Origin of the sequence: Halomonas sp. LES1 (genome assembly GCF_031846005.1) — a bacterium.
Lineage (GTDB): Bacteria > Pseudomonadota > Gammaproteobacteria > Pseudomonadales > Halomonadaceae > Halomonas.
This window is the reverse complement of the sequence record NZ_JAVRGC010000003.1, coordinates 610997-623062: the sequence shown is the minus strand read 5'-3', so window position 1 is coordinate 623062 and position 12066 is coordinate 610997. Positions and strand designations below refer to the sequence as shown.

Sequence of the window (12066 nt, the reverse complement as noted above, 5' to 3'; positions counted from 1 at the left end):
TCCCTGTACGCTACCGACGCCATCCCTGGCGCAGGACCTCCGCGTCGGCCTGCCCTTCGGCGCCCCTCGCCTCGGTGGTGAGAGCCGCGACGGAGCCGCTGAGCGGGTCCGTCGCGGCGACTTCGCTGTTACACCAGCCTGGTCAGCCAGCCGTGTGTATCCTCGGCACGACCATACTGCAGGTCGAGCAGCTTGGCACGCAGGCGCTTGGCGATGGGGTTGCCGTTGTCACCCGCCAGGCGGATGCGCTCCTGTTCGCTGACCAGCTCTCCTACCGGGGTGATCACCGCCGCGGTACCGCAGGCGAAGACCTCGGTGATCTCGCCGTTGGCCGCGCCTTCGCGCCACTCGTCGATGCTGATCGGGCGCTCCTCGGGTGTCAGCCCCTCGTCGCGCGCCAGGGTCAGCACCGAGTCGCGAGTCACGCCCTCGAGAATGGTGTCGGTCAGGCGAGGCGTCGCGATACGTCCATCCTTGTAGACGAAGAACAGGTTCATGCCCCCCAGCTCCTCGATCCACTTGTTCTCGACGGCATCGAGGAAGGCGACCTGGCCGCAGCCGTTGGCGCTGGCCTCCTTCTGGGCCGCCAGGGAGGAGGCGTAGTTGCCGCCGCACTTGGCGAACCCGGTTCCCCCCGGAGCGGCACGCTTGTAGTGCTCGGTGAGCCAGATCGAGACCGGCTCGATGCCACCCTTGAAGTAGGCTGCAGCCGGCGAGGCGATCACGTAGTAGTCGACCTCATGGGACGGGCGCACGCCGAGGAAGCTTTCGCTGGCGATCATGAAGGGGCGCAGGTAGAGGCTGCACTCGTCCGCCTCGCTCTTCGGCGTGGGCACCCAGGGATGATCCTGGGCCAGCAGCGCCTTGATCGAACCGATGAAGTCCTCGTCGGAAAGCTCCGGCAGGGCCAGGCGGCGGGCGCTGCGGCGGAAGCGCTCGGCATTCTTCTCGGGGCGGAAGGTCCAGATGGAGCCATCGGCATGCCGGTAGGCCTTGATGCCCTCGAAGATTTCCTGAGCGTAGTGCAGCACGGCAGCGGCAGGGTCCAGGGTCAGGGGGCCATAGGGAAGCACCCTGTGGCCGTGCCAGCCATCGTTCAAGGTCCAGCGCACATGGGCCATGTGATCGGTGAAGTACTGGCCGAAACCGGGGTTGGCGAGGATATCCTCGCGGATGGCATCGGTGGTGGGGGCAGCGTGGGGAAGCAGGTCGAAGGTGTCAGTCGGCACGGCAAGGGGTCTCCGCTACATCCGGGGCCGTGGGCTCCGGGTCGGTAAAGAGGGCTCGGGCCGGCAGTGGCCCGGGTCGTGAGGTCATCGTCTACCCCATGAAAAAGGGGGCGCGAACAAAACGCAAGTCCTGAAAGGGGTCGCCGCGGCCTGAGCGCGGGGCAACGGTGCCAGGGCGACGAGAGGGAGCTATGCCAGGGGCACCGGCAGCGCACAGGGGAGGGGCTCAGCGCCCCTCGGCGGGCCGGCCCTGCCGATGGTCAGCCCCGAGCGCTGCCAGTGAACGGATAGCGCCGGGGTCACTCTGCTCAATCCGCCCTGGTGCCTACGCTGGTCTCCACCTCGGCATCGGCCTCGCGGTCCAGCAGGTACTGGGTCAGCAGGCCCACGGGGCGGCCGCTGGCTCCCTTCTGCTTGCCGGATGCCCAGGCGGTGCCGGCGATGTCCAGGTGGGCCCAGGGAAAGCGGTCGGCGAAGTGCGACAGGAAACAAGCGGCGGTGATGGTGCCCGCCGGGCGGCCGCCGATATTGGCCAGGTCGGCGAAGTTGGAGTCGAGCTGCTCCTGGTACTCGTCCCACAGCGGTAGATGCCAGGCGCGGTCCCAGGCGGCCTCGCCGGCATCCAGCAGGTCCAGGGCCAGGTCATCGTCGTTGGACAGCAGGCCCGTGGCGTGGTGGCCAAGGGCGATGATGCAGGCGCCGGTCAGGGTCGCGATATCCACCACACTGGCGGGTTCGAAGCGCTCGGCATAGGTGAGGGCGTCGCACAGCACCAGGCGGCCTTCGGCGTCGGTATTGAGTACCTCCACCGAGAGGCCCTTGAGGGTCTTGATGATATCACCAGGCTTGGTGGCCCGGCCGTCGGGCATGTTCTCGGCAGCGGCCACGATCGCCACCAGGTTGACCCTGGGACGGATGCCGAGGGTCGCCTTCAGCGTGCCGAACACGCTGGCCGCGCCGCACATGTCGAACTTCATCTCGTCCATGGCCTCGCCGGGCTTCAGCGAGATGCCGCCGGTGTCGAAGGTGATGCCCTTGCCGACCAGGACATGGGGGGCCTCGTCGGGGTCATCCGCTCCCTGGTAGCGCATGACGATCAGGCGTGAGGGCTGCTCGCTGCCACGACCCACGGAGAGCAGGCTATGGGCGCCCAGCGCCTCGAGGGCCGCCTCGTCGAGGATCTCTACCTGCAGGGCGCCATCGGCGTCCTGGCCCAGCACCTCGGCCTGCTCGGCCAGGTAACTCGGGGTGCAGACATTGCCGGGCAGATTGCCCAGGGTACGGGCGTAGTTGATGCCCTGGCCCAGGGCATCGCCGATGCGGGCGCCTTCGGCGGCGGCCCCGGCATCGCTCTCCTCGTTGACCAGCAGCTCGACCCGCGCCAGGCGTGGCGTGGGCGCCTTCTCGGACTTGAACTCCTCGAAACGATAGAGCGCGCGATGGGCGGCCTCGGCAACCATGCGTGCCTTCCAGTCGACACCGCGTTCCGTCAACGGGACCTCGGTGAAGGCCATGGTCACCTCATCCAGCGACAGGCTCGCCAGGAAGGTGAAGGTGGCATCCAGTGCCTTGCGGAAGGCCGCTTCCCGACACGTCTCGCGCTTACCCAGGCCCACCAGCAGCAGGCGGTCGGTGGATAGGCCCGGCGCGAAGGGAACCAGCTGCACGTTGCCCAGTCTGGCGTCGAAATCACCACGCTCGAGCAGCTGAGTGATCAAGCGCTCGCTGGCGTCGTTGAGGCGGGCGGCGGTGGGCAGCAGAGCCTCGTCCTTGAATACCGGGATGATGATACAGGCGCTTTCGACCTTGGCGGGGCTACCCGTCCTGACAGGGAATTCCATGGCGTCTCCACAAGACAAGCGTTGGGGGTTACAGGCAATTGGGGTTACAAGCGTAGGGGGATTCTGGATAATGCCGACACGTTGCCGTGTCGCCCAGTGTACCCAAGGCATGGCCCCATTGCATGGCAGACGCCGCATGATCATCTTTCGTTATCTGACCCGCGAGATCCTGCTGACCATGGCCGCCGTTGCCGGCGTGCTGCTGCTGGTCATCATGGGTAGCCGCTTCATTCGCTACTTCAGCAACGCCGCCGAGGGCGAGATCCCCGCCAGCATTCTTGGCACCCTGATGTTGCTGCATCTGCCGGGGTTTCTGGAGCTAATTCTGCCCCTGGCATTCTTCCTGGGGATCCTGCTCGCCTATGGCCAGCTCTACCTGAACAGCGAGATCACCGTGCTGGTGGCCTGCGGCACCAGCCCCAACCGGCTGCTGCAGGTGAGCCTGGTGCCGGCGACCCTGGTGGCTGTGCTGGTGGGGCTGTGCAGCCTGTGGTTGACGCCGGCGGGTGCGCTGGAGACCGAGACGCTGCTCGAGGATCAGCGCAGCCGCGTTGACTTCTCCACCCTCGGACCCGGGCGCTTCCAGGAGTTCGGTAGTGGGCGTACCGCCTACATCGAAGGGATCAGCGAAGATGGCAGCGAGATGCGCGGCGTCTTTATCAGCGAGCGCCAGCGGCGCAGCGATGGCACTCCCGAGAGCGTGGTGACTCGCGCCGAGGGGGGGCACCAGGTGCTGGATGACGAGACCGGGAGTCGCTTCCTGGTGCTGAGCGATGGTGAGCGCTACAGCGTCGAGCCTGGCCGGCATCAGGCCGAGCGGCTCGAGTTCGACACCTATGCGGTGCGCCTGTCACGAACCGAGACGCTGCGCGAGCTTGACTCCCCGGAGCTTGCCACCACCCGGGAGCTGCTTGGTGATGCCTCGCCCGAAGCCCGCGCCCAGCTGCAGTGGCGGGTAAGCATGCCGCTGATGGTGTTTATCCTGACCCTGCTGGCGATGCCGCTCTCGCGGGTCAATCCGCGCCAGGGGCGCTTCGCCAAGCTGCTGCCGGCGATCTTCCTGCATGTGGCCTACCTGAGCCTGCTGCTGGCGGCACTGGATGCCATCGGGCGTGGCAATCTGCCGGCCGTGATAGGCATGTGGCCGATCCACGGTGCCTTCCTGGCGCTGGGGGTGTGGATGACGATACGCGCCCAGCGCAAGGGGATGAGTGGATGATTGCCGATCGCTTCGACCGCTACCTGGCACGCAACGTGCTCGGTGCCATCATCGTCGTCCAGGTGGTGCTGCTGGGGCTCGACCTGGTGATCACCTATATCAACGACCTGGGCGATGTGGAGGGAGACTATGGCGCCTTGCAGGTGCTGCTCTACCTGTTGATGCGCCTGCCCTGGCGGCTCTACCAGTATGCGCCGGTGGCGGTGCTGATCGGTGCGCTGATCGGCCTGGGGGGCATGGCCTCGAGCAATGAACTCACCGTGATGCGCGCCGCCGGCCGCTCCCTGGTGCGGATCCTCTGGGGCGCAATGAAGCCGATCATCCTGGTGGTGATCGTGGTGCTGTTTATCGCCGAATATGTCTCCCCGCGAACCGAGCAGTTTGCCAGCGCCTGGCGGGTCGAGAAGATCCAGGGGGCCGGTACCCTGGTGACCGAGCGCGGTGGCTGGCAGCGGGAGGGCGACAGCTTCTACCGCTTCGGCGCCATTCGTGCCGATGATACCGTGCTCGATCTCACCCGTTACCAATTCGAGGGACAGCGCCTGATCGAGGCGATGAGTGCCGCGCGGGCGGTCTGGCAGGAGGAGCGCTGGGTGCTGGAAGACGTGGCGGTAACACGATTTACCGAACAGGCGACCGAGGCCCGGCGCCTCGAGACCCGGGAGTGGGATACCCAGCTGACCCCGGAGCAGCTTTCGCGGCTGTTGCGCGACGTCCAGAGCCAGTCGCCGAGTGAGCTATGGGCCTATGCCAGCTACCTGCGCGACCAGGGACAACAGGCCACCCAGCCGCTGCTCTACTTCTGGCAGAAGATGCTGCTGCCGCTGACCATGGGGTCGCTGGTGCTGGTGGCCGCCTCCTTCGTGTTCGGTCCGTTGCGCAGCGTGGCCGCCGGCACGCGGGTGTTCTATGGCGTGATCACCGGTCTGGCGTTCAAGTATCTGCAGGACCTGCTGGCACCGGCCTCCACGGTGTTCGGCTTCTCGCCGGCCTGGGCGGTACTGGCACCGACCCTTATCTGTGTCGTGGTAGGGGTTCTCCTGCTGCGCCGCAACGGTTAAGACAAGGAGAGCGCCATGCCACACCGCTTGCCCAATCTCGATGACGTCTGGCCCGCCGGCCTCGGCCGCCGGCTGGGTGCCATGCTCTACGACGCCTTCCTGGTGGCCGCCATCTGGTTGCTGGTGGCCGGGTTGCATCTTCTGGTGGTGCGCCACCTGATCGGCCTGCCCGCCGAACAGGTCGGGATGGGGGTCGCGCAGGTCGCTTCCCTGCGCTTTGGCATGCTGGCGTCGGCGTTCGCCTTCTTCGCCTTCTTCTGGTGTCGTGGTGGCATGACCCTGGGCATGCAGGCCTGGCGGCTGCGAGTGCAGACCCTGGATGGCTGCACCATCACCCTGCGCCAGGCCATGGTGCGCTATCTGGTGGCCTGGCTCTCCGTGGCCACCCTGGGGCTGGGCTACCTGTGGGTGTTGTTCGATGCCGAGCGGCGCAGCTGGCCCGATATCGCCTCGGGGACCCGGGTGGTGGTACTCCCCAAGACATCCCGCTAGCCCTGATCCCGCTCGTCGGGCATTGACCGGCGTCAGTCATTGACCCCGTTGCGGTTGCAATACCTTATGCGAATCATTTACATTTGTCTCGCTATCCAACGCGAGGAATTCGCATGTACGTCTGCATCTGCAAGGGAGTTTCCGATCGCCGCATCCGCCAGGTGGTGGAAGAGGGGGCACGTAGCTGGCGCGAAGTCCAGGCCGAGACCGGCTGTGGCACCCAATGTGGCAAGTGTGCCTGCGTCGGCAAGAGCCTGACCCGCGAGGCGGTGAAGGAGGAGCTAATGCAGGCCTCGACGGATCTTGCCTACGCGGTGTAACGGCGCCGGCACCTCCGCTTCCCCGCTGTCGAGGTTTGGCAATCGCCATCGCGGCGTGCCAAGCTTGGGGATGACTCCCCCATGTCATGAGAGGCAGATCCATGAAAGGCGACAGCAAGGTTATCGAACACCTCAATCGCGCTCTGGGCAACGAGCTGGTCGCGATCAACCAGTACTTCCTGCATGCCAAGATGTACAAGGACTGGGGCCTGAAGAGGTTGGCCAAATGGGAATATGACGAGTCCATCGAAGAGATGGTCCACGCCGACAAGCTGATCGAGCGCATCCTCTTTCTCGAGGGCATTCCCAACCTTCAGGACCTTGGCAAGCTGCATATCGGCGAGAACGTGCGTGAAATGCTCGAGTGTGACCTCAAGATCGAGCATGAGGGGCGCAAGGACTACATCGAGGCCATCGACTACTGCGAACAGGTCAAGGACTATGTGACTCGCGATCTGTTACGCGACCTGCTGGCCGACGAGGAAGAGCATATCGATCATATCGAGACCGAACTGGGGCTGATCGACAAGGTTGGCATCGAGAACTACATGCTCAAGCAGATGCAGGAAGCCGGCGACGAGTAATCACTCCCCCCTTTCTCGTCGGCCCTGTACCGAAGTGCCTCCTTCAGGACCCATCGAACGTGACTCCCGGCGCCCAGGTGGCGCCGGTGTTCGTTTCTGCCTCCCGACGCGAGCAGGTCCGTCTCAGAAGGCCTTCTCCAGCTCGAAGCGTGGGACCGGCTCACCCTGCACCTTGACCAGTTCGTTGAACATCGCGAGGGGTCGCACCCAGAGGCCGTAGTCGCCATAGAGGGCGCGATAGACCACCAGAGGCTCCTCGGTCTCGCTGTGATGGGCCATGCCGAGCACCTCGTAACGGTTGCCCTTGTAGTGGCAGTAGATTCCGGGAACCGGCAGTGGGCGGGTCATGACACTCTCCTGAAGTAAGAAAAGAACTCTGAAGTGAACTCTGAGAAGGGCTGCTGTTGGTGGCGCGGTTACTCTATGAACCCAGGAGACTCAAGCGCCACTCTGGCGGCTGCTGACCCGCTTGGCCAGCCTTGCCAGGGTGCGTGATGCGGCCACGAAGCCGAAGCTGCCGGTGACGAAGGTGGCGGCGCCGAAGCCGGAGGCGCAGTCCAGACGGGTGGCCTCGCCGCTGCCCGGCTTCTGGTAGCACACCTCGCCGTCGCTGCCCGGATAGACCAGCTGTTCGTCTGAGTAGACGCACTCCACCGAGAAGCGCCGCCGGGGGTTGCGCGAGAATCCGAAGTCGCGGCGCAGCCGCGAGCGCACCTTGGCCAGCAGCGGGTCATGTTCGGTGCGCGTCAGGTCGGCCACCTTGATACGGGTGGGGTCGGTCTGGCCGCCGGCGGCACCGGTTACCGTGATCGGCAGCTTGCGCCGCCGACACCAGGCGATCAGCGCCGCCTTGGCCACCACGCTGTCGATGGCATCGATCACATGGTCGGCATCCTCGGGGATGCGCTCGGCCAGGTTGGTGGGGGTGACGAAGGCGGTATCGGCCACGACCTCGATGCCCGGCTGAATCGCCCGACAGCGCTCGGCCAGCACCTCCACCTTGGGACGGCCCACGGTACCGTCCAGGGCGTGAAGCTGGCGGTTGGTATTGGAGACGCAGACATCGTCCAGGTCGATCAGGGTCAGCCTGCCGATGCCGGAGCGGGCCAGGGCCTCCACGGCCCAGCTGCCGACGCCTCCCACGCCGACGACCACGATATGAGCGCTGCGGAAGTGTGCGAAGGCACGGGCGCCGTAGAGACGGCGGATGCCCCCGAAGCGCAGGTCGTGGTCATCCTCGGTGAGGCCGGCGGGAGAGGCGGTAATGGGATCGCTCATGGTCTCATGGGGTCGTGAGTGGGACGGTGGATGGTGCCGCGGTGGCGGGCCAGGGGATCTCGGTGGGCGAGAGGGTCTCTACGTTATCCGGGGGCAGGTGGCCGCTCCAGCCGAACCGCTCGAACAGCGCGCGCATGGCGCCATCTGGAGCGCACTCGACGCGCAGCCGCTGGCCCGTGGCAGGATGATGGAAGGCCAGCCCCACGGCGGCCAGCAGCAGACGGGGAGTGTCCAGCTGCTCGGCGAAGAAGCGATTATGCTTGCCCTTGCCATGCTTGGCGTCACCGATGATCGGATAGCCGCGCCGGGAGAGGTGGCGGCGGATCTGGTGGCGGCGCCCGGTGAGGGGATATGCCTCCATCAATGAATAGCGGCTCTGGGGGTAGCGATCCACCTGTACCGGCAGCTCCACGCTGTCCAGGCGGCGCACCACGGTGATCGCCTCCTGAGCCGGCATCTCCGCCTTGGGGCGGCGGCCGTCCTCCTCGCGCAGCGCATAGTCGAGGTGCTCGGCCTCGGGGCCGATGCCTCGCACCACCGCCAGGTAGCGCTTGACGACATCGCGCTCGGCGAAGGCGTCGCCCAGGCGAGTGGCGATCTCCGAGGAGAGGGCGAACACCATGGCCCCCGAGGTGGGGCGGTCGAGGCGGTGGACCGGATAGACCCGCTGACCCAGCCGGTCGCGCAGGCGCTGCAGCAGAAATTCGCGCTCACCCCGAGCCAGGGCCGTGCGGTGCACCAGCAGCCCGGCGGGCTTGTGCACGATCGCCAGGTGCTCGTCGCGATAGAGGATGCGCAGCTCGTCCGCCATGGCCCGGGTCCGATTCAGAAAGGGCGGCCATTGTCGCCTTCAGCCGTGGGGATGTCATCCCCGGTGGAGGGTTGCCTCATCGGCGCCTGCTGCCAATCCATCGAGCCGCCTTCGGACTGCCCGAGGGATCAGTCGCTCGCAGGCAGATAGGGGACGTCGGCCAGGCGACGCACCTCGACGTGGGAGAGCCAGTCGATATCCGCGGCGCGCTCCTTCAGGTCGCGTATCACCGCCTGACTCTCCCGGGGATAGCCTTCGTCCAGGCAGATGACCACCGTTACCGCATCCTCCAGATAGTGCAGCTCCAGCTCGCGGATCTCCGGCCACACCTCGTGAGAGGACCAGCGCCGGGCCAGGGCAGCCTCGACCGCGGGGCGTAATGGCAACCCGGGGAAGCGACTGGGGTCCCCCTCGCCGGCGTCATCCTCGGGGTCGATATGGAAGGTCAGGTCGGTCAGGGCGGGGAAGCCGTTGCGCAGGCGACGACTCACCTCGTTGCCGATCTCGTGCCCCTCGGAGACGCTGATTCGCGGTGACACCACCACATGCAGGTCGAGCATGGTGTGGCCCGCCGACTGGCGGGTGCGCAGGTCGTGGATACCGCGAACGCCGGGCACGCTCATCGCCATCTGGCGCATCTCTTCCTGGGTGGCCACGGGCAGGGCGGTGTCCACGAGCTCGCGGCCCGAGTCCCACAGCAGGTCCCAGCCCACCTTGCCGACCAGCAGGCCAACGATGATAGCGGCCGCGGTATCGATCCAGGCGGCGCCGAACTGGCTACCGATCAGCGCCACCATGACCACGCCGGTAGAGAGCACATCGCTTCGGTGGTGCCAGGCATTGGCCTCGAGCATCTTCGATCCGATGCGTTTCGCCACCCGGCGGGTGACATGGAAGAGCCACTCCTTGGCGAGCAGGGCCAGGGCGGTGAGCAGGATCGCCCAGATGCCGGGTGGCGGGATCCGGGTGTCGGCGAGCAGCCGATCCAGGCTCGACCAGGCGATCGCGCCGGCCACGAAGATCAGCACGCTACCCAGGAACAGGGTCGCCAGGGTCTCGATACGCCCGTGGCCGTAGTGGTGATCATGGTCGGGGCCCTGATGGCCGTAGTGGGAGGCGGCGATCACGAAGCCATCGGTCACCAGGTCGGAGAAGGAGTGCACGCCATCCGCCACCATCGCGGCGGAGCCGACGATCCAGCCCACGATGACCTTGGCCACGCCCAGCACGCAGTTCGCTCCTATCGAGAGGTAGGTGACGCGTCGGGTGGCCTGGTGTTTCTCGAGATGGGTCTGCATGGGCGAATCCGGGAGGGCTCCAGGAGGCAATGGTCGAAAATAGTACCGAAAAGGTACTGATTGATGCAAGGCGGAAAGCCGGTGTCGCTTGCCACCATGGTCGGCTCGCCACGGCGACGGGATAGGGCCATGCTCTACTCCTGCCTGATAGCGTCTGGAGACATGCATGCCGCTTTCCCCCTCCTATCGCCTCGCCGCCACCATCCTGCATGGCTTCGACGAATACCGTTCACGCTTCAAGGCGATTACCGCGGACGCCAGCCGACGCTTCGCCGCCGGAGCGTGGCATGAGGCGCAGCAGGCCTCGGCGGAGCGTATCAATCTCTACGAGGAGAAGGTCCAGGCTACCCTGAAACGGCTGCGCCGCGGCTTCAGCGAGGAGCTGTTGACCGACTGCGAGTGCTGGCGCGAGGCGCGCACTCACTATGCAGGACTGATCGATCAGCGGCTGGATTACGAGCTGGCCGAGACCTATTTCAACTCGATGTTCTGCTCGCTCTTCCATCACCGCCATATCCGCAACGAGTGGATGTTCGTCTACAGCTCGCGGGAGCGGGCGGCACGTCTCTCCGGGCTGACCCTGTGTCGTCGTGTTCGGGTCCAGGGGGACTGGACCGCCGGGTTGCGCTGGGCCCTGGGGGGTGCCCGTCTGGAGCCCCCCTTCATCGATCTGGAAAAGGATGCGGCCCAGGGAGGAGAGATGCTCCGGGGGCTGCTGCCCGACACCATCCGCGATGACCCCGAGGCCGAGATCGAGCTGATCAAGAGTGTCTTCTATCGCAACAAGGGGGCGTATCTGGTCGGTCGGGTGCTGGGCGGGGGGGAACAGGTGCCGCTGGTACTGCCGGTGCTTCACGAAGTGGGAGCCGGACTCTATCTGGATACCGTGCTGATCGAGCCCGATGAGGTCTCGATCATCTTCTCGTTCACCCGTGCCTACTTCCAGGTCAAGGTCGTCGTGCCCAGCGAGTTCGTGCACTATCTTCAGGAGCTGATGCCCGACAAGCCGGAGGGTGAGCTCTACGCCGCCATCGGGTTCTTCAAGCATGGCAAGACCGAGTTCTTCCGCGGTCTCAATCGTCAGGTGGCACGCCGCGATGATCGCTTCATTATCGCCCCGGGAGTTCGCGGCATGGTCATGGCGGTCTTCGTGCTGCCCTCGTATCGCACCGTCTTCAAGATCATCAAGGACCGCTTCGACCCCTCCAAGTCGATGAGCCGCGAGAACGTGCGCGAGAAGTATCGCCTAGTCAAGCTGCACGACCGGGTGGGGCGCATGGCGGATACCCAGGAGTTCTCGAACTTCATCGCCCGCCAGGATCACTTCGATCCCGAGTGCCTGGCACACCTGCTGGAGGTCGCCCCCTCCACAGTCTACTTGCGTGGCGACAAGGTGGTCATCAGGCACTGCTATACCGAGCGCATGATGACCCCGCTCAACCTCTATCTCGGGCAGTGCGACGAGGCGGAGACCCGGGCGGTGCTCAAGGACTATGGCAATGCCATCAAGCAGATGGCCGCCGCCAATATCTTCCCGGGCGATATGCTGCTCAAGAACTTCGGCGTGACCCGCCACGGCCGGGTGGTGTTCTACGACTATGATGAGGTGTGCTATCTCACCGAGTGCAACTTCCGGCATATCCCCGAACCGCTCTACCCCGAACAGGAGCTGGCCGATGAGCCCTGGTACTCGGTGGGACCCAACGATATCTTCCCCGAGGAGTTCAGCCCCTTCCTGTTTGCCGATATTCGCCTGCGGCGGCTCTTCTACGGGCTCCACCCCGAGCTGTTCGATGCCGACTACTGGAAGGGCTTGCAGCGGGCGGTCCTCGACGGCCGCGTCATCGACGTCTACCCCTATCGCAACAAGCAGCGCTTCAGCGGCGTCGAAAACGGAGGCCTGGTCCACTAGCCGAGGCGTGGCGCGCTATGC

General features: G+C 65.6%; 12 protein-coding genes. 6 read left to right on the top strand and 6 right to left on the bottom strand.

The genetic code is table 11. From position 1 onward, the window contains the following. Nucleotides 1-128: 128 nt before the first annotated feature. Complete coding sequence (locus tag RM463_RS10330) at nt 129-1229, bottom strand: branched-chain amino acid aminotransferase (protein WP_311429937.1); 1101 nt, start codon at nt 1227-1229, stop codon at nt 129-131. 308 nt (nt 1230-1537) lie between these two features. Next, entirely contained in the window at nt 1538-3070 is a 1533-nt protein-coding gene (locus RM463_RS10325; RefSeq protein WP_311429936.1) for a leucyl aminopeptidase, read from the bottom strand. 136 nt (nt 3071-3206) lie between these two features. Between RM463_RS10325 and lptF the strand changes: the two genes are divergently transcribed. The 5 genes from lptF to bfr all read left to right on the top strand — a co-directional run bounded on the left by lptF (nt 3207) and on the right by bfr (nt 6746). Further along, nucleotides 3207-4289 carry an LPS export ABC transporter permease LptF gene (lptF, locus tag RM463_RS10320; RefSeq protein WP_311429935.1) on the top strand — a complete coding sequence of 361 codons (1083 nt, stop codon included), beginning with the start codon at nt 3207-3209 and terminating at the stop codon, nt 4287-4289. Beyond that, nucleotides 4286-5350 carry an LPS export ABC transporter permease LptG gene (gene lptG / locus RM463_RS10315; RefSeq protein WP_311429934.1) on the top strand — a complete coding sequence of 355 codons (1065 nt, stop codon included), beginning with the start codon at nt 4286-4288 and terminating at the stop codon, nt 5348-5350. The genes lptF and lptG overlap by 4 nt, the downstream gene beginning before the upstream one ends. A gap of 15 nt (nt 5351-5365) precedes the next feature. Further along, on the top strand, nt 5366-5842 hold the full coding sequence (locus RM463_RS10310) for an RDD family protein (protein ID WP_311429933.1): 477 nt from the start codon (nt 5366-5368) through the stop codon (nt 5840-5842). Nucleotides 5843-5955: 113 nt separating this feature from the next. Next, the gene (locus RM463_RS10305) at nt 5956-6162 is read left to right on the top strand and encodes a bacterioferritin-associated ferredoxin (RefSeq protein WP_132043567.1); all 207 of its coding nucleotides are present in this window, start codon (nt 5956-5958) and stop codon (nt 6160-6162) included. Between the two features lie 101 nt (nt 6163-6263). After that, nucleotides 6264-6746, top strand: a complete 483-nt coding sequence (bfr, locus tag RM463_RS10300) for a bacterioferritin (protein WP_311429932.1) — start codon at nt 6264-6266, stop codon at nt 6744-6746. Nucleotides 6747-6869: 123 nt separating this feature from the next. Here bfr and RM463_RS10295 read toward each other — a convergent pair whose 3' ends face one another. The 4 genes from RM463_RS10295 to RM463_RS10280 all read right to left on the bottom strand — a co-directional run bounded on the left by RM463_RS10295 (nt 6870) and on the right by RM463_RS10280 (nt 10133). Continuing rightward, nucleotides 6870-7094, bottom strand: a complete 225-nt coding sequence (locus RM463_RS10295; protein ID WP_311429931.1) for a DUF1653 domain-containing protein — start codon at nt 7092-7094, stop codon at nt 6870-6872. 90 nt (nt 7095-7184) lie between these two features. Continuing rightward, nucleotides 7185-8024 carry a tRNA cyclic N6-threonylcarbamoyladenosine(37) synthase TcdA gene (gene tcdA, locus RM463_RS10290; protein ID WP_311429930.1) on the bottom strand — a complete coding sequence of 280 codons (840 nt, stop codon included), beginning with the start codon at nt 8022-8024 and terminating at the stop codon, nt 7185-7187. 4 nt (nt 8025-8028) lie between these two features. Further along, nucleotides 8029-8835, bottom strand: a complete 807-nt coding sequence (locus RM463_RS10285) for a pseudouridine synthase (protein WP_311429929.1) — start codon at nt 8833-8835, stop codon at nt 8029-8031. Nucleotides 8836-8963: 128 nt separating this feature from the next. Beyond that, complete coding sequence (locus RM463_RS10280) at nt 8964-10133, bottom strand: cation diffusion facilitator family transporter (protein ID WP_311429928.1); 1170 nt, start codon at nt 10131-10133, stop codon at nt 8964-8966. Nucleotides 10134-10299: 166 nt separating this feature from the next. Between RM463_RS10280 and aceK the strand changes: the two genes are divergently transcribed. Beyond that, the gene (gene aceK, locus RM463_RS10275) at nt 10300-12045 is read left to right on the top strand and encodes a bifunctional isocitrate dehydrogenase kinase/phosphatase (protein ID WP_311429927.1); all 1746 of its coding nucleotides are present in this window, start codon (nt 10300-10302) and stop codon (nt 12043-12045) included. Nucleotides 12046-12066 lie beyond the last annotated feature (21 nt).

Bases quoted from the DNA above. Each gene is read 5' to 3' on its own strand.
- RM463_RS10325 (WP_311429936.1), bottom strand. From the start codon at position 3,070: ATGGAATTCCCTGTCAGGACGGGTAGCCCCGCCAAGGTCGAAAGCGCC.
- lptF (WP_311429935.1), top strand. From the start codon at position 3,207: ATGATCATCTTTCGTTATCTGACCCGCGAGATCCTGCTGACCATGGCC.
- lptG (WP_311429934.1), top strand. From the start codon at position 4,286: ATGATTGCCGATCGCTTCGACCGCTACCTGGCACGCAACGTGCTCGGT.
- RM463_RS10310 (WP_311429933.1), top strand. From the start codon at position 5,366: ATGCCACACCGCTTGCCCAATCTCGATGACGTCTGGCCCGCCGGCCTC.
- RM463_RS10305 (WP_132043567.1), top strand. From the start codon at position 5,956: ATGTACGTCTGCATCTGCAAGGGAGTTTCCGATCGCCGCATCCGCCAG.
- bfr (WP_311429932.1), top strand. From the start codon at position 6,264: ATGAAAGGCGACAGCAAGGTTATCGAACACCTCAATCGCGCTCTGGGC.
- RM463_RS10295 (WP_311429931.1), bottom strand. From the start codon at position 7,094: ATGACCCGCCCACTGCCGGTTCCCGGAATCTACTGCCACTACAAGGGC.
- tcdA (WP_311429930.1), bottom strand. From the start codon at position 8,024: ATGAGCGATCCCATTACCGCCTCTCCCGCCGGCCTCACCGAGGATGAC.
- RM463_RS10285 (WP_311429929.1), bottom strand. From the start codon at position 8,835: ATGGCGGACGAGCTGCGCATCCTCTATCGCGACGAGCACCTGGCGATC.
- RM463_RS10280 (WP_311429928.1), bottom strand. From the start codon at position 10,133: ATGCAGACCCATCTCGAGAAACACCAGGCCACCCGACGCGTCACCTAC.
- aceK (WP_311429927.1), top strand. From the start codon at position 10,300: ATGCCGCTTTCCCCCTCCTATCGCCTCGCCGCCACCATCCTGCATGGC.